The 16,720-nt window shown below is 50.0% G+C and carries 19 protein-coding genes; 14 read left to right on the forward strand and 5 right to left on the reverse strand.

Annotated features, from left to right (window positions below; genetic code table 11):
- The first annotated feature begins 299 nt into the window (after positions 1 to 299).
- From ACOSVP_RS13125 to ACOSVP_RS13140, 4 genes are all read left to right on the forward strand, one after another.
- Positions 300 to 1,838: an ABC transporter substrate-binding protein gene (locus ACOSVP_RS13125; protein ID WP_487347940.1), complete on the forward strand. Its 1,539-nt coding sequence runs from the start codon at positions 300 to 302 to the stop codon at positions 1,836 to 1,838.
- A complete protein-coding gene (locus ACOSVP_RS13130) occupies positions 1,838 to 2,773 on the forward strand; it encodes an ABC transporter permease (protein WP_487347941.1) in 936 nt (311 codons plus the stop codon). The genes ACOSVP_RS13125 and ACOSVP_RS13130 overlap by 1 nt, the downstream gene beginning before the upstream one ends.
- A 243-nt stretch (positions 2,774 to 3,016) precedes the next feature.
- Positions 3,017 to 3,751: an ABC transporter permease gene (locus ACOSVP_RS13135; protein WP_487347942.1), complete on the forward strand. Its 735-nt coding sequence runs from the start codon at positions 3,017 to 3,019 to the stop codon at positions 3,749 to 3,751.
- A complete protein-coding gene (locus ACOSVP_RS13140) occupies positions 3,748 to 5,130 on the forward strand; it encodes an ABC transporter ATP-binding protein (RefSeq protein WP_487347943.1) in 1,383 nt (460 codons plus the stop codon). Before ACOSVP_RS13135 ends, ACOSVP_RS13140 begins: the two co-directional genes overlap by 4 nt.
- Positions 5,131 to 5,484: 354 nt before the next feature.
- Here ACOSVP_RS13140 and ACOSVP_RS13145 read toward each other — a convergent pair whose 3' ends face one another.
- The 5 genes from ACOSVP_RS13145 to ACOSVP_RS13165 all read right to left on the reverse strand — a co-directional run bounded on the left by ACOSVP_RS13145 (position 5,485) and on the right by ACOSVP_RS13165 (position 8,077).
- Positions 5,485 to 5,838 carry a putative quinol monooxygenase gene (locus tag ACOSVP_RS13145; protein ID WP_487347944.1) on the reverse strand — a complete coding sequence of 118 codons (354 nt, stop codon included), beginning with the start codon at positions 5,836 to 5,838 and terminating at the stop codon, positions 5,485 to 5,487.
- A gap of 25 nt (positions 5,839 to 5,863) precedes the next feature.
- Positions 5,864 to 6,208, reverse strand: a complete 345-nt coding sequence (locus tag ACOSVP_RS13150) for a DUF6404 family protein (protein WP_487347945.1) — start codon at positions 6,206 to 6,208, stop codon at positions 5,864 to 5,866.
- A 19-nt stretch (positions 6,209 to 6,227) separates the two neighbouring features.
- Entirely contained in the window at positions 6,228 to 7,115 is an 888-nt protein-coding gene (locus ACOSVP_RS13155) for a DMT family transporter (protein WP_487347946.1), read from the reverse strand.
- 160 nt (positions 7,116 to 7,275) lie between these two features.
- Positions 7,276 to 7,665, reverse strand: coding sequence for a hypothetical protein (locus ACOSVP_RS13160; RefSeq protein WP_487347947.1), 390 nt, complete (start codon positions 7,663 to 7,665; stop codon positions 7,276 to 7,278).
- A 79-nt stretch (positions 7,666 to 7,744) separates the two neighbouring features.
- The gene (locus ACOSVP_RS13165) at positions 7,745 to 8,077 is read right to left on the reverse strand and encodes a DMT family transporter (protein ID WP_487347948.1); all 333 of its coding nucleotides are present in this window, start codon (positions 8,075 to 8,077) and stop codon (positions 7,745 to 7,747) included.
- A 162-nt stretch (positions 8,078 to 8,239) separates the two neighbouring features.
- Here ACOSVP_RS13165 and ACOSVP_RS13170 point away from each other — a divergent pair, with 162 nt between their 5' ends.
- The 10 genes from ACOSVP_RS13170 to ACOSVP_RS13215 all read left to right on the forward strand — a co-directional run bounded on the left by ACOSVP_RS13170 (position 8,240) and on the right by ACOSVP_RS13215 (position 16,710).
- The gene (locus ACOSVP_RS13170; RefSeq protein WP_487347949.1) at positions 8,240 to 9,331 is read left to right on the forward strand and encodes an NADH:flavin oxidoreductase/NADH oxidase; all 1,092 of its coding nucleotides are present in this window, start codon (positions 8,240 to 8,242) and stop codon (positions 9,329 to 9,331) included.
- A gap of 94 nt (positions 9,332 to 9,425) precedes the next feature.
- Complete coding sequence (locus tag ACOSVP_RS13175) at positions 9,426 to 10,352, forward strand: LysR family transcriptional regulator (RefSeq protein ID WP_487347950.1); 927 nt, start codon at positions 9,426 to 9,428, stop codon at positions 10,350 to 10,352.
- 84 nt (positions 10,353 to 10,436) lie between these two features.
- Positions 10,437 to 11,426, forward strand: a complete 990-nt coding sequence (locus tag ACOSVP_RS13180; RefSeq protein WP_487347951.1) for a permease — start codon at positions 10,437 to 10,439, stop codon at positions 11,424 to 11,426.
- 8 nt (positions 11,427 to 11,434) lie between these two features.
- Positions 11,435 to 11,668, forward strand: coding sequence for a thioredoxin family protein (locus ACOSVP_RS13185; RefSeq protein ID WP_487347952.1), 234 nt, complete (start codon positions 11,435 to 11,437; stop codon positions 11,666 to 11,668).
- A 122-nt stretch (positions 11,669 to 11,790) separates the two neighbouring features.
- Positions 11,791 to 12,162 (forward strand): metalloregulator ArsR/SmtB family transcription factor, encoded by a 372-nt coding sequence (locus ACOSVP_RS13190; protein WP_487347953.1) that lies wholly within the window; start codon positions 11,791 to 11,793, stop codon positions 12,160 to 12,162.
- Positions 12,163 to 12,177: 15 nt separating this feature from the next.
- Positions 12,178 to 13,200, forward strand: coding sequence for an ACR3 family arsenite efflux transporter (arsB, locus tag ACOSVP_RS13195; protein WP_487347954.1), 1,023 nt, complete (start codon positions 12,178 to 12,180; stop codon positions 13,198 to 13,200).
- A 30-nt stretch (positions 13,201 to 13,230) separates the two neighbouring features.
- Positions 13,231 to 13,725: a phosphatase domain-containing putative toxin gene (locus tag ACOSVP_RS13200; RefSeq protein ID WP_487347955.1), complete on the forward strand. Its 495-nt coding sequence runs from the start codon at positions 13,231 to 13,233 to the stop codon at positions 13,723 to 13,725.
- Between the two features lie 7 nt (positions 13,726 to 13,732).
- Complete coding sequence (locus tag ACOSVP_RS13205; protein WP_487347956.1) at positions 13,733 to 14,743, forward strand: ArsJ-associated glyceraldehyde-3-phosphate dehydrogenase; 1,011 nt, start codon at positions 13,733 to 13,735, stop codon at positions 14,741 to 14,743.
- 151 nt (positions 14,744 to 14,894) lie between these two features.
- Positions 14,895 to 16,115, forward strand: coding sequence for an organoarsenical effux MFS transporter ArsJ (gene arsJ, locus ACOSVP_RS13210; RefSeq protein WP_487347957.1), 1,221 nt, complete (start codon positions 14,895 to 14,897; stop codon positions 16,113 to 16,115).
- A 115-nt stretch (positions 16,116 to 16,230) separates the two neighbouring features.
- Complete coding sequence (locus ACOSVP_RS13215) at positions 16,231 to 16,710, forward strand: Panacea domain-containing protein (protein ID WP_487347958.1); 480 nt, start codon at positions 16,231 to 16,233, stop codon at positions 16,708 to 16,710.
- Positions 16,711 to 16,720 lie beyond the last annotated feature (10 nt).

The following is a 16,720-nucleotide window of genomic DNA, read 5'->3' on the forward strand; positions in this document are numbered from 1 at the left end:
ATTGACCTTCGACAGAACAAAATTGATCAGTAAATAATCAATTTTGACATAAATCAGAATTTCGACCGAAAATTGTACACATTAGTTGCCAATCTCTCTACCCAAAATTTCATCTATTTCGGGCCAAAATGTCTCTGATTCATAAATAAGCCGTTTTTATCGATAAAAGCCCACCACAGCTCGGCACTAACATGAAAATCTTTCATGAAATTTTCTAGCTGATCATTATTCTCAAATGCAATGTTATACCATAACATAACCGCATAACTGATTTATCTTGCTAAGGATTTATACAAGTCATGCCATTCGTCAAAGCTACCACCTTCGGGGCTATCGCTCTGTTCGCTTGCGCTGCCAGCACTTTGGAAGCCAGCCCAACCGAACAAAATACCGTTAAAATCAATGCTGCCTTTGAGTTTTCCAGCCTCGACCCATCTCGCAGCGGTTATGTGTTTACCCGCATGCAAGTGAGCGAAACCTTGCTCAATGTTGACGCCCAAGGAAATCTCACTCCAGGATTGGCAACAGACTGGCAAATCCTAGAGCAAGGCAAGCTTTGGAGGTTGTCACTACGCGACGGAGTTGTTTTTCATAACGACAAGCCTATGACCGCCGAAAATGTGATGGCGGCGCTGAAGATCGCCCAGCACAAACCAGGAGCGTGGCAAGGGGTGCCCGTGAAAGACATTCATGTGTCCGGCGCCAACAGCATCGACATCGAATTGACCCAAGCTTATCAACCATTGGGGGCCGTGTTAGCCAACTACGCCAGCGCCATTCTCGCACCCGAGTCTTACGGTGCTGACGGTGTGGCCACGCAAGTCATCGGCACAGGCCCCTTCTCAATCTACGAAGTGGCAATTCCACACCGCTTGGTGGTAGAAAAGTCCGACCATTACTGGGGACAAAAAGCCAATGTGGACTACGTTCGCTACCTGACCGGTCATCGTGCCGAGGCCCGTGTGTTACAGGCTCGTAGCGGCCAAGCAGACATTGTCTTTGGCTTAGACCCTGCCGCGGTGCCAACGCTAAAACGTCTGCCAACCTTGAACATTGTGCGCTCAGATTTGCCCCGCACCTTGGTGATCAAGGTCAACGCTGGCCAAGAGTTCTTAGCGTCTAGCGAGACTCGCCAAGCACTAAGCGACGCACTAAACCGCAAAGGCATTGCCATGGCGGTATTACGTTCGCCAGAAGCGGCTTCATCACAAATCCTACCGCCCTACATGAGCGACTGGTATGTACAAGACGCCGATATCGAGCAGCATCTAGATCAAGCCAACGCGCTACTAAGCAAGCAAGGCTGGCAGAGAAACAGCGATGGCTGGCTTGAGAAAGACGGTCAAGTGTTTGAAATCGACATGATTACTTACGCTGATCGTCCTGAGCTAACCACTGTTGCGACAGCGATTCAGGATCAATGGAAACAGATTGGCGTGAAGTTAAACGTGAACATCACCAACTCCAGCGCCATTCCTGCTGGCCATGCGGATGACTCACTCGATACGGCACTGATCGCCCGCAACTACGGCGTGATTGCTGACCCATTGGGTACCTTGATCAAAGATTTAGGGCAAGAAAAAGGTGGCGATTGGGGCACATTGAATTGGTCCAACACCGGCATCAAAACCACCTTGAACGAGTTGCTATCTGAGACGGACCCAAGCGTTTACAGACAAAAAGCACAACGTATCGCACAAGCATTATACGATGAAAAACCGCTGATTCCGGTGGCTTACTACGTGCAGCAAACTGCGGTAAACAAACGCCTTGAAGGCTTCCGTTTCGACCCATACGAGCGCAGTTACTTCCTTAACGAACTGTCTTGGGTGAAATAATGCGTCAGTTGTTATTGAAACGCTTACTACAGCTTATTGCTGTGTCGTGGGGCGTCGGCACCCTGACGTTTATTCTCATGCGTTCACTGCCTGGCGACATTGCCTACCGCATTGCCGCCAGCCGTTATGGCATGGACGCCGTGGACAACCGTGCCGCAGATTTGGTACGGGCTGAGTTGGGCCTGGATCAAGGGGCTCTGTCCGCCTATTGGCAATGGTTTACTGACCTGTTGAGCTGGAACCTAGGTAATTCCCTAGTCAGCGGCGCACCGGTATCCGAGTCCTTGTGGCATATGCTAGGCCACTCGCTGATGCTGGCGGGTGCAGGCATGGCGATTGCCCTGTTGCTCGCCATTCCGTTGGGCCTCGCCAGCGCTTACTGGGTCGGCTGGCTAGATCGTACCCTGCTGACTGTCTCCACCGCACTGCGTGCCGTACCGGTATTTGTTATCGGTTTATTGGCAGTGATCCTGTTTGCCTTGGAATGGAATCTGTTTCCTGTGGCAGGCTTTGGCACTCCTGCTCATCTCGTGCTCCCAGCGCTGACCTTGGCGTTAAGCCTTGCTGCTATCTCCAATCGTGTCATTCATACGGAAGCGAAGCGTGTGTTCGGTTCGTCTTTTTATGAATTCGCACGGATGAAAGGCTTATCTCCATGGCAAGCGTTTTCACACCACGGTGCGCGCAATATTGCCGTGCCTGTGGTGGCTTTTTTGGGTATTCAATTGATCACCGTGGTGGAAGGGGTGGTGATGATCGAATCGCTGTTCTCATGGCCAGGCATTGGTCATGGCTTAGCCCATGCGATTTTCGCTCGTGATATTCCGCTGATTCAAGGGGCTGCCTTGATGATGGGCGTGATGTTTGTCGTGCTTAATACCTTGGTCGATATCGCCTGTCATTACCTTGATCCACGCGGAGGACGCATCGCCTAATGCTTCGTTTATCCTTTACTCAAAAATCAGGATTACTGTTGTTGATCCTGTTGAGCCCAAGGGGTCAGATCCCTTTAACTTAAAAGTTAAGTGTTGGTCTCTACCAAGCTATACATATAAGGGATCTGACCACTTTAGCCCCAATACATTAACGATTGAATTAACTCAATAAAACACTGTTACTTTATGAATTTTAACTTTTCATTCACGCAAAAAATCGGCATCTCTTTGTTAGTGCTGCTAATGGCTTATGCTTTGGGCGCCCCCCTGCTGCAATCGGGCGACGCGACTTCGCAAAACCTAAGCCAAATTCTCACGGCCCCTACGACAGATTACTGGCTTGGCACCGATCACTTTGGTCGCAATATGTGGCTACGTTTGGCGGAAGCTTTGCAATTATCTTTGATGATGGCGGCCTTGTGTGTGCTGACCTCCGCCATTATTGGCGTGACCGCAGGGGTACTCGCGGCCACCCGCGCGCCTTGGTTTGATCGTGTTATGGATGGCATTGTCACCATGATTTTGGCTTTGCCAGGTTTGGTATTGGTACTGATCTTTGCGGCCATTGTACCAGGATCATTTTGGATGCTGTATGTGGCGATTTCCCTGATCCAATGGATCGAATATTTCCGCATCAGTCGCGCCATTACTCAGCGTTTAACCCAATCACCGGCGGTGCAATCGTCAAAACTGATGGGCTTTGGCGAGTGGTATATTTTCCGTCGTCATTACTGGCCAGCGATCGCGCCACAACTGTTTACCATTGCCGCCTTTGGTGCCGCCAATGCGATTTTGATGATGGCGTCACTGGGCTTTGTTTACGTCGGCATTCAGCCGCCATTAGCAGAGCTTGGCCTGATGATCGTTGAGCATTTTCCCTACTACAGCGACGCACCATGGCTGCTCGCACAACCGCTGATCGTACTGGCTTTGGTGGTATTGGCGTGTCAATTAATGGGCCGAGGTAAGTCACTATGAGTTTGATTCATATCGCAAATTTATCCGTGTACGCGGGTATGACGGAATTATTGGCACCGATCAGCTTAACCCTTGAAAAAGGTGAGCGTTTGACCATTTTGGGACAAACCGGTTCCGGCAAAAGTCTGCTGGCACAGGCGATTATGGGTAATTTACCGAAAAGCCTGCAAACTCAAGGTCAAGTGAGCTTATTTGGTCGCCTTGTGGATGACAGCGAGCGCCAATCCTTTTGGGGCCGTCAAATCAGCATGTTGCCGCAGGAGCCGTGGAACGCTTTAGATCCGTTAATGGGCGCCAAGCAACAGCTGCAGCAAACCTATCGTATGGTGGCCGGTGACTCAGCCCCAGAAGCAGAGCAAAAAGCGGCCTACACCCTTGCGCTACAGGGCTTACAAGACAGCGGTCACAAGCGAGTGGATCAACTCTCCGGCGGTATGGCACAGCGTGTGGCGATTGCCTGTGCGATGGCGGGCGGCGCACAGGTGCTATTGGCTGACGAGCCCACCAAAGGGCTAGACGTTTCCCGTCGTGATCAAGTAGTGCAGCAGCTAATGAGTCAGTCTGAGCAAGGGGCGCTGATCACCATCACTCACGATGTGGCGGTCGCACGTCAGATAGGCGGTCGCATGATGGTGATTAAATCAGGGGAGCTGCTAGAAGAAGGCCACGCCCGAGATATTCTCGCTGCGCCCAAGCATCCTTTTACCAAAGCCTTAATCGAGGCCGACCCAATCAATTGGCCAGAAGAAGCGCGCCAAAGTGACCTAGGTGAAGCATTAATTTCCGTGCAAGACCTAAGCATTGGTCATGGCAACCAAGCGCTGTCTAAACATCTGAACTTTACCCTACATCAAGGGGAAGTGGTCGGCGTGGTCGGTGACAGTGGCTGTGGCAAGAGCACCCTAGGCGATACCTTATTGGGCGTCCATAACGCCATGGGCGGTAAGATTCAACGCCATTCCACTGCACCGCTGCATCAGTGGCAAAAGCTTTACCAAGACCCGACCGCGGCGGTGAGCCCTGCGGTATCCTTGCGTACCTTGCTTAATGATATGGTGTCGCTGCATAAGATCGACCGTGGGCGCATTGCGCCTTTGATGCAGCAATTAGGCCTAAGCGATGAGCTACTTGATCGTAACTCGGAAGGTGTTTCTGGCGGTGAATTGCAGCGCTTTTGTATGCTGCGTGCCTTGTTGCTTGATCCGGTATTTCTATTTGCCGATGAGCCTACCTCGCGCCTCGATCCCATCACGCAACGGGAAGTCAGCCAGCTGTTGGTGGATGTGGCGAAGCAAAATGGCTGTGCGGTGATGTTGGTTAGCCATGATCCCGAACTGATCGAAAAACGCTGTGACCGTGTGATTCGCCTCAGCGCTTAATATCAACCAATCTCTATGTCCTACCCTAAACCCCAGCCACCGTGCTGGGGATTCTTTTTGTACGCTGGTTTTTTGTACGATTTCTTCGTTGCAGAGGTTGCATTCACATACAAATGTTATACTATAACATTTAAAGTTGATTGAAGATCTGGCACACAGTTCAGTGCAACAAGTGAACACCGTTACCTGCGCGCCACTCCTTAATTAACTGCTACTCCCAGCGCCCTGGGTTTTGTTTCCGGTTCAAGGCACCTCACCTTACATACCCAAGAATTGCAGGTATGAGGAAACAATAACCGAGTCTGCGTTTTCTACCCGAGAGCTACCTTGGTAGCTCTCGGGATATTTTTTACCTTACTTAGCAAACACGGGCGCGTCGAAGTTTTCCGGTTCATCGCTGTAGATACACACATTCCAATCCGCCGCTAAACCGTCTTCTGCTTGGCAGTACTTGGCAAAAAAGTCCGCAATTTCTTTGCGCTGGCAGTGCGCTTCAAACGCTGCCATATCGGCCCATTGTTCGTGGAAGGCAATTGGGAAGCTGTTGCCTTCTGCAAATGGGCTGGTGATATGACGCGTGACGCGGTATTGGATACAGCCGTCTTCGCGTAGCGTGTTTGGCTCAAGGCTTTGTAGCACTTCAAACAGGGCTTGTTCTTGGCCTTGTTTTGGCAAAAATTGCGCGACGCAGTAGACTTTACTAGACATAAAAAATCCTTATAAATCAGAGAAATTACAGTGACGCCCAGTCACTCAGTTGCAGCTTACGGCGACGGATCGCATAAAACGTTGCCATACCCACCCCATAGACCACGCCCCACACGGCGGCTTTATCCATGGCGGTTTGCATGGTGTCTTGGTTACCGAGTAAACCGAAGTACATCACTAAGAAAATGATAATGGCGAAGTACCAAAAAGCGATGATGGCATTTAGGTGAAAGCCAAGGTAGTACGGTGGTGGTAGCTTGATGCCTAACATGCGTAATAGGCTAAACATCGGCGGTTTGTAGTTCGACAGCCATACCCCTTGTGCCTGCAATTCGGCATGGGCTTTCATTAATTTATCTTCAAATGACACCTTGTGTTCCTTTTATGTCTCATAGGTTATTCGAGCGGGTATTGTGAATCAGCTGGGTAACCGAGAACCCTGTTACCCACGAGGTGCCCGCAAGCACCAACAGTGTACCTATGAGTGTGTTCCAGCCCACAGGTTCCCCTAAAAATAGATGCCCCCATAAGATACCAAATACAGGCACAAGGAAGGTCACCGATAATGCTGACGCAGCGCCAATATCATCAATTAAACGGAAATAGAGAATATAGGCCACGCCGGTACAGAAAATCCCCAGCATCACGACCGAAAAGCTAATTTCTAAGGTCAAAGGCTCCCGCGCGGGCATCAAGATCGCTAATGGCAAGAGCAATACCGCCGCGCCCCACATGCTGCCATGGGCATTATTAAAAGAAGACACTTTCGGCGCAATTTTCGTGTAGTTCGTCGCAATTCCATAGCAGAACGCCGCTGATACGCTGCACAACATAGGTAACGCTGCATCCCAACCGACCAAGCGCGCTTCTTTGCCCACCAGAACAAACACGCCCAATACGCCCAACCCTAAGCCCAATATAAATTTCTTGGTTAATCGATTGCCACCCCAGACTACTGAGATCAAGGCGCCCCAGATCGGCGCGGTGGAGTTTAAAATCGAAAGCGTCGAAGCATTTAAAGTTTGTGCGGCATAAGCAATCAACACAAACGGTAAGGCGGTACTGAAAAAGCCCAGAATCAGATAATGCTTAGGGAGGGAGAAAAACGCTAAACGCTTACGCATCAGTAAGGCGATGATCAGCAAGGTGATGGCTGCCAGCACAATACGAGCTTCGATCAGCAAGACAGGGCCCATGGGATTGGCCGCAATGCGCATAAACAGAAATGAGCTACCCCACAAGGCAGCTAAGACAAACAGGCTGAGCAAGCTGGCCATTTTAGTCGTCCTAAAAGACCTTACTTTGCTATAAGTGTTCCGGCAGGACAACCTGAATCTTGCGTAACGCAATCACAGGTTGCCCAAGAGCCCGGGGAGATGCAATTCGGCAGAAAAAACGCGGCGCTAAGCGCCAAGAAAAATGGAAACGCTTAACGGTTTACTTGCAACGACGGCACATTACATAGCTGGTTGCGATCCACACAACAACCATTAACGGAGCCACCAAAATCAGTGGGAAGCTCGGGTAGTCAGCGAAGCATGATAGGAAGCCGTAAGCAAACGTCACAAGACCCACTACAACGAAGCTTGTCGCGAAGTTCACCAACAGTTTTACTTGCTGTGCAGTTTCTAGCAGAGTCACTAGACGAATCGTCGTACGTACGGCCCAGATTGCAGGGATCAACGGCAACAAGGCAACGATGGTAGACCAACCACTTTCTGGACAAAAGTGAATGAAGATTGCGCTAAATAGCAGCAATAGAATAAATGCAGCAACAGGTAGGAATAAATCTTTTGCGCATTGGTATTTGCTTAATAAGCTAAACATAGAGTACCTCTAATATGCCAAATTGACTTAGCGCAACTTACGCCTAGGTACTCCAATTCACTATCCTGTTTGCGACGAATTAATGCCCACTTGCGTTTGAGAACAGATTAATCACAATTACTCCCAAAATGATCAGCCCCATGCCTAACCATGCGGCAAAATCGAGTTTCTGCTCGAACAAAAACCAGCCAATGATCGCTGTCAGCACGATTCCTAATCCAGCCCAAATGGCATAAGCAATACCCACCGACATCACCTTGAGCGTCAACGATAACAAGTAAAACGCCAAGGCATAACCGACCACCACCAGCACGCTTGGTCCGAGCTTGGAAAAGCCATCACTGGCCTTCAGCGCAGACGTGGCAACCACCTCAGAGAAGATCGCCACCAGCAAAATAATCCATGTTTTCATCGCGCCTACCTTCCACCTAATCAAGATATCCAAATATCGAATAGCTGTTATTTAAAAATATAAATTTATGAATAACAAAGAATCTCTATTATAAGCCCTACAGCATCGCTGACCGACTGTTTTAAATTCCGTCAGCTAAACCAATTTTTTGGAGCAAATACTATGGCTGAGCTATTCACGCCCTTTACGCTAAAGAACATTACCCTAAAAAACCGCATCGGCATTCCACCTATGTGTCAGTACAGTGCCGCTGAAGACGGTGTGGCGAACAACTGGCATAAGCAACACTACGCTGAGCTAGCTCGTGGCGGAGCAGGTCTAGTGGTGGTCGAAGCGACTGCCGTGTCCCCAGAAGGCCGTATTTCCCCTAACGATCTCGGCATTTGGAACGATGAGCAAGCGTCAGAGCTGGCACAAGTGGCCGCTTCAATCAAAGAAAACGGCAGTGTTGCAGGCATTCAAATCGCCCATGCAGGCCGTAAAGCCAGCGCTAACCGCCCTTGGGAAGGCGATGATCACCTAGCCGAAGACGATCCACGTGGTTGGGACACGATTGCGCCATCTGCGATTGCCTTTGGTGCCAACCTACCTAAAACCCCTAAAGAAATGAGCAAAGCGGACATTGAGCGCGTGCAGCAGGACTTCGTCGCAGCCGCACAACGCGCCCTAGAGGCAGGCTTTGAATGGCTGGAACTGCACTTTGCCCACGGCTATTTAGCCCAGTCATTCTTTAACCGTGACGCTAACCAACGTACGGACGAATACGGCGGTGACAAAGCAGGTCGCGGCAAGTTCTTACTCGACACGTTAAAAGCCGTTCGCGCCATTTGGCCACAACACCTGCCTCTAACGGCGCGTTTTGGCGTCATCGAATACGATGGTCGTGATGCAGAAACGTTAGAAGAGTCGATCTGGTTGATCAAAGAATTCAAAGCAAACGGACTTGATCTATTAAGCCTAAGCTTTGGTTTCAGCACACCTAACGTCGACATTCCTTGGGGCCCTTCAATGCTGGCGCAGACAGCCGAAAAAGTACGCCGCGAAACAGGGATGCCAATCGCTTCGGCGTGGGGCTTTGATCAGCCACAAGACGCTGAGCGTGCCATTGCCGAAGGCCAAATGGACCAAGTCTTGATTGGTCGTGCTTACCTTGCGAACCCTCGCTACACCTACCAATTAGCCAAAGCATTAGAGGTAGAAGATGCTTCTTGGGTATTGCCGGCGCCTTACGCCCACTGGATTGGTCGTTATTAAGCCCTAGGCAAGCTACACTTACTCTACTCTCTTCACGAGAACATAGAGACACAACACGGGCACAGCCCGTGTTGTTCGTTTATAAGGTTCTGTTATGAATATCTTTCGTCGCGATTTAAATCTATTACTGCTGTTTCACGTGCTTTATCAGGAGCGCAATGCTTCCCGTGCGGCGAAGCTGTTATCCATCAGCCAACCAGCATTAAGTCATAAGCTCAACAAACTGCGCGATGAATGGGGCGACCCGCTGTTTATCAAAGCGCCACGGGGGTTAACGCCGACGCCCAAAGCCCACGAACTGGCACAACAAATTGGCGACTTAATGCCAAATTTGGAATCCTTTTACGCCACTCAAATCGAGCCGGACTTTCGTAAACGTGACGATAAAATCGTGATTTATACCCATGATTACTTTGAAATGTGCTCCTTATCGCACCTTTTGAAAATTATGCGCGAGCAAGCCCCGAGCGTACGCTTTGTGATTCGCAATACCCGTGGTGAGCTCCCCAGAGCGGAGCTGGAAAACGGCCAATGTGACCTAGCCATCGCTGGTTTTTATAAAGATCTACCGGACACCATGCGCCAGCAGTTTGTTGGCGAGCGCAGCTATATGGTGCTCGCATCAGCAGACAACCCTTACATCAACGGCGAAGTGCTCAATTTGGAGGCTTACCTGCAATGCGAGCATTTGGTGGTCTCGGTCTCCGGCGATCTGATCGGTGAAGTTGATCGTGAGCTTGAGCGTATGGGCAAAAAGCGTAACGTGGTGGCGGGTATTTCCAGCCATTTAGCGCCGATTCATATCATTCAGGAAAACCCTGAAATCATTACCACTTGCTTTGAAAGCGTGGCCTTAAGCGCCATTCGCAATAATCCTAAGCTGCGTGCTTACCCTGTGCCAGTCGAGATCGCCAGCGTGCGTTTACACCAAGTGTGGCATGAGCGCACCCATTCTGATCCATTACGCCGTTGGGTTCGTCAGCTGATTTATGACTTCACAATCAATTACCCTGACAAATAACAATTTCTTATAGCCCATTTTGCGCTAGGCTAACCACATAACATTAGCGGTTACGAATATTTCGCCACGCAAAAGGATTACGTCATGTTTGAAGTCTTCACACACCTTGCTGACTGGTTGGCCTATCAGGTGCTACCGCTGTCGCCTGCGACCAAACTAGGCGATGCGGTACACTTCTTTATCGAAGACGTCAGCAAGATTTACGTGCTGCTGGTCTTCATGATTTATGTGATCGCCCTGCTACGTGCATCTCTTAATGTGGAGCGGGTACGTAACTATCTGGCGGGCAAAAACCGCGCTGCAGGCTATGTACTTGGTTCAGGCTTTGGTGCCATTACCCCATTCTGTTCCTGCTCTAGCATTCCGGTGTTCCTAGGCTTTACCTCGGCTGGGATTCCGGTGGGCATCACCATGTCTTTTCTACTGACCTCACCCTTGATCAACGAAGTAGCCGTGTTGTTACTGATGAGCTTATTGGGCTGGAAGTTTACCCTGCTCTATATCATCGTCGGTATGACCGTCGGCATCCTTGGTGGTGCATTCTTGGACGCCATCAAAGCTGAACGCTGGCTGCAATCCTTTGCTCAAAAGGCTTTAGCCGCAGGGCAAAACGCTCAGTTACCTGAGCAGCAAGCAGCCGAAAAACTGTCGATGGCCGAGCGTCATCGTTTTGCTAAAGACGAAACCCTAGAAATCTTTAGCCGCGTGTGGAAGTGGGTGATTATTGGGGTTGGCCTAGGTGCGGCGCTGCATGGTTTTGTCCCCGATGGCTGGATTGAACAATACCTAGGCGATGGCCAATGGTGGACCGTGCCAGCCGCCGTGGTGCTAGGTATTCCGCTTTACTCTAACGCTACGGGCGTGATTCCGGTGATGGAAAGTTTGATTCAAAACGGTTTGCCGATCGGTACCACGTTGGCCTTTTGTATGAGTACCGTGGCGGCCAGTTTCCCCGAATTTATCTTGCTCAAACAAGTGATGCAGTGGCGTTTGCTAGCGACTGTCTTTGTTATGTTGTTGCTGTCTTTCACCTTGGTGGGATGGCTGTTTAATGGATTTTCATCCTTCTTATGAGGTGCCCTATGAAACAAGTCAAAGTACTCGGAAGTGGCTGTACTAAATGTCAGAAAACAGCGGAGTTGATCGAGCGTATCGCTGCCGAGCAAGGCGTTGAAGTCAACGTGAGCAAAGAAACCGATCCACAGACGTTTCTACAATACGGCGTGATGAGCACCCCTGCGGTGGTGATTGATGACGAGTTGAAACACTCGGGCTCAATCCCACATACGGATCAAGTAAAAGGCTGGCTCGCCTAGCTTTGTAGTCACTTTAACAGTAACCAGATAAATATTTTTTATCTGGCACTTCCTTATATACGATTTACCATATATTCTCTTAGCCATATATTCGAATAAGCAAATATGGCTAAGAGATCCTCATGTCAGCAGTCCCTGAAATGGACATCAGTCCGATCCAATTTTACAAGTGCCTAGCGGATGACACGCGCCTGCGCAGCATGATGTTGATCCAGCTGGAAGGCGAGTTATGCGTCTGTGAACTGATGCAGGCCATTGATGAAAGCCAGCCCAAAGTCTCCCGCCACTTGGCCCAGCTACGTGGCTGCGGTCTACTTACCGATCGCCGCCAAGGGCAATGGGTGTTTTATAGCATCAATGAAGCGCTACCGGATTGGGCCAAGCTGGTGCTACAGGTAACGGCAACCGAGAATTTAGAACAAATCGCTGCCGATCTAGCCCGCCTCGAAATGATGGGCGATCGACCTGCACGCGCTAACAGTTGTTGTAACTGATCAAGGACGGATCTTATGGGTATTTTCGAGCGTTATTTAAGTATTTGGGTAGCTCTCGCTATCATTGCCGGCATCCTGTTGGGGCATGTATCTCCTAGCGCATTTGCTGTTATCGCCAGCCTTGAATATGCCCACGTGAATCTGGTGATCGCCGTACTGATTTGGCTGATGATCTATCCGATGATGGTGCAAATCGATTTTTCAGCCATCAAAGATGTGGGTAAAAAACCAAAAGGTATCGCGCTAACCTTGGTGGTCAATTGGTTGATTAAACCGTTCAGCATGGCTCTGCTAGGTTGGTTGTTTTTTAAAGGTATTTTTGCCGACTGGGTCGACCCGCAAACCGCATCTGAATACATCGCCGGTATGATTCTGCTGGGCGTAGCCCCTTGTACCGCCATGGTCTTTGTCTGGAGCCAATTGACCAAGGGCGATCCTAATTACACCTTGGTGCAGGTCTCCGTAAATGATCTGATTATGATCTTTGCCTTTGCGCCGATTGCCGGTTTCTTGCTGGGCGTGACCGATATTAGCGTGCCGTGGAATACGCTGACCTTGTCGGTGGTACTGTACGTATTAATTCCTTTAATCGCTGGAGCTTTGACTCGTAAAGCCCTAAGCCGTGGTAGTGATGAACAAGGCTTACATGACTTATTAGCCAAGCTAAAGCCTTGGTCGGTGATCGGCCTACTTAGCACAGTGGTGCTGTTGTTTGGCTTCCAAGCAGAAACCATTTCATCCAACCCGCAAGCCATTGTCTTGATCGCTATTCCATTACTGATTCAAAGCTATGCGATTTTTGCAGTGGCGTATTTCTTCGCTTACAAACTGCGTTTGGCCCATAACATCGCTGCACCAGCCTGCATGATCGGCACCTCTAATTTCTTTGAACTGGCGGTGGCCGTGGCGATTTCATTATTTGGCCTTCACTCAGGCGCGGCGCTCGCGACCGTGGTTGGCGTGTTGGTGGAAGTACCCGTGATGCTTAGTCTAGTGTGGTTTGCAAATCGCACACGTCACTGGTTTCAAGCGGTTTAATGGGGATTTGATGGCTTTATGGAGCAGAACATGACACACCCTTTTGATGTGCTTACCTTGGACAATGGCGCACGCTTTATCTTTACTCCATGCCCAGGGACACAAGACGTCTCTCTCGCAGACTCAGTTGCGACACTTAAAGCGCAACAGGCCGATGCCGTGCTCAGCCTGTTGTCCGATCATGAGCTCGAGGAATTGGGCGTGCCAAATTTAGGTCAGCAAATTACCACCCAGGGCATGGCTTGGTATCAGTTGCCGATCGAAGATTTCCAAGCACCGGAACAAGAATTCTTCGATGCCTTTTTACCGGTGAAAGCCGAGCTATTAGCGCGCATCGCAGACCAACAAACCCTCGTGATTCATTGCCGGGGTGGTTCTGGCCGTACTGGCTTGGTCGCCGCGATGTTATTGCTTGAAAACGGTCAGCCTTGGGCTGAGGTCAAGCCTTTGATTCAAGGCATACGCCCGAAAGCGCTCACGCTTGAGCCACACGTAAACTTCTTTATTCAGCATTATTCAGTTTGAGGCCACTATGACAATTAAAGTAGGTATTAATGGATTTGGGCGCATGGGACGTCTGTCGTTCCGCGCCGCATTTGATTGGGATGATGTGGAATTTGTACAGATCAATGACCCGGCTGGGGATGCCGCAACCCTAGCACATTTGATCACGTTCGACTCTGTTCACGGCCGTTGGCACCACGAAGCCAGCACTGAAGGCAACGAGATGATCATCAATGGTCAGCGTATTCCTTGCTCGCAAAACAAAAGCATCGGCGAAACTGATTGGTCGGGCTGTGATGTAGTAATCGAAGCCAGTGGCAAGATGAAAACCAAAGCCTTGCTACAAGCCTACCTTGCCCAAGGCGTAAAACGCGTGGTGGTCACCGCGCCAGTGAAAGAAGACGGTGTGCTCAACGTGGTCATGGGCGTGAACCATGATCTGTACGACCCAGCCCTTCACCCAATTGTCACGGCGGCGTCTTGTACCACTAACTGCCTAGCGCCAGTGGTGAAAGTGATTCACGAAAAATTGGGCATTGTACACGGCTCCATGACCACGATTCACGATATCACTAACACACAGACTATCTTGGACGCGCCGCACAAAGACCTACGTCGTGCACGTGCCTGTGGCGCCAGCTTGATCCCAACGACGACAGGCTCAGCGACGGCGATTACCCATATTTTCCCTGAGCTTAAAGGCAAGCTAAACGGTCACGCAGTGCGTGTACCACTGGCCAACGCTTCGCTAACCGATTGCGTGTTTGAAGTCAGCCGCCCAACCACCGAAGCCGAAGTAAACGGCTTCCTAAAAGACGCCGCCGAAGGCGAGCTAAAAGACATTCTTGGCTACGAAGAGCGCCCGCTGGTGTCGGTGGATTACAAAACCGATCCACGTTCAAGCACCATCGACGCTCTGTCGACCATGGTCATCAATGGCACACAGGTGAAACTGTATGCTTGGTACGACAACGAATGGGGCTACGCCAACCGTACTGCAGAGCTAATGCGCATGGTCGGTCGTTTGGATCAGAGCTAAACAGACCTTGTATTGCGAGATCTCATGTTCCCTCCCCTTGTTTCTTTAAGGGGAGGGTTAGGGTGGGGTTAAGCCGCTTGGGTCAATGACACCCCCTCCCAGCCTCCCCCTTGCTAAGGGGGAGGAGCCACTCTTGGAGCCACTACTAGTAATGAATACACTAGCCAATCTTTCGCCAGCGATCCGCCAATATATGGTGGTGACGGGTAATTACTGGGCGTTTACCTTAACCGACGGCGCTTTGCGGATGTTGGTGGTGCTGTATTTCCACGGTTTGGGTTACAGCCCACTGGAAATCGCCATGCTGTTTTTGTTCTACGAGATCTTTGGCGTGGTAACCAACCTTGTTGGCGGCTGGCTCGGGGCGCGTCTTGGCCTCAACCGCACCATGAATATCGGCCTGTTTTTGCAGGTGATCGCACTGAGCATGCTGCTGGTGCCAACGAGCTTTTTGACCGTGCCTTGGGTGATGGGCGCGCAGGCGCTATCGGGCATTGCCAAAGATTTAAACAAGATGAGCGCCAAGAGCTCGATTAAGCTGTTAGTGCCCAGCGATGCCCAAGGCCAGCTCTATAAATGGGTGGCGTTGCTGACAGGCTCTAAGAACGCACTAAAAGGTGTGGGCTTCTTCCTTGGCGGCGCGTTGCTAAGTTTATTTGGCTTTAAAGGCGCAATCTTAGGGATGGCAGTGACGCTTGCCTTGGTGTGGATTGCCAGCCTACTCAGCCTTAAGAAAGATCTTGGCAAAGCCAAGAATAAGCCAAAATTTAGCGACATCTTCTCGAAAAGTGCGGCGGTAAACTACCTTTCTGCTGCGCGCCTATTCTTATTCGGTGCGCGCGATGTCTGGTTCGTTGTCGCCCTACCGGTCTTCCTTGCCAGCACCTTTGGCTGGGATCATTGGTATGTGGGTGGCTTCTTAGCCTGCTGGATTATTGGCTACGGTTTTGTCCAAGGCTTCGCGCCACGCTTTACCGGCAAAGCCTCTGGCAAAGTCCCAGATGGTCGCCAAGCCCTTGGCTGGGCGTTAGCCCTTGGCATCATTCCTGTTGCGATTGCTCTAGCACTGACGTTTGATTGGCAGATTGAATTCGCCGTCATCGTTGGCTTATTTGCCTTCGGCGCGGTATTCGCCATTAACTCCTCGCTACACAGCTACCTGATCGTTAGCTACGCTGGCCAAGACGGCGTCTCCCTTGATGTGGGCTTTTACTATATGGCCAACGCCATGGGGCGCCTCATCGGCACCTTGCTTTCTGGCTGGTTGTATCAGGAATACGGCTTAGCAGTATGTTTATGGGTCTCGGCTGGATTTATCGGTTTAACCGCTTTGATTTCGGTGAGGTTGCCGAGGCATGAAGCTGATACATGAAAGTGTATTTCTTCGTATTTTTTATTGATATTGCTTTACATGAGCTGTATAACAGCCCATCTTTTATGTGTACATATGTACAGCTTTTATGGTCTATAGAGTAAAGGGGGATGATATGAATAGATCGATAAAGATTGCTCACGCAATTATCAAGCTTGCTACCGATCGCAAGATTTCAATCACTAACCTTAAACTTCAAAAGCTTGCTTATATAGCCCATGGCTACTCTTTAGCTATAAATGGCTCAGCTTTATTAGATGAGCAGCCACAGGCTTGGCGATATGGGCCTGTTGTACGCTCTATTTATCAGTACTTTAAAGCTTATGGTTCGGAGGCTATCCCTTCTTCTCTAAATCATATAAGTGATGATCTTAATGACAAAGAAAACGACCTAATAGGTGCCGTACTAGATACGTACGGTAATTTAGAGGCAACTGAGCTTGTTGACCTAACACACCAGCCAGACACGCCTTGGTATCAAATTTGGCATGAGGATTCAGGAAAAGACCAACTGTTCGCCGCAATTCCTGATAGCCTTATACAGGTACATTTTTTAAAAGCCTACCACAACCCTGAAAGTGTTCGCGGTTTATAAGAAGAGGGAC

The sequence above is a fragment of the Marinomonas sp. HM11-D genome (assembly GCF_057626615.1).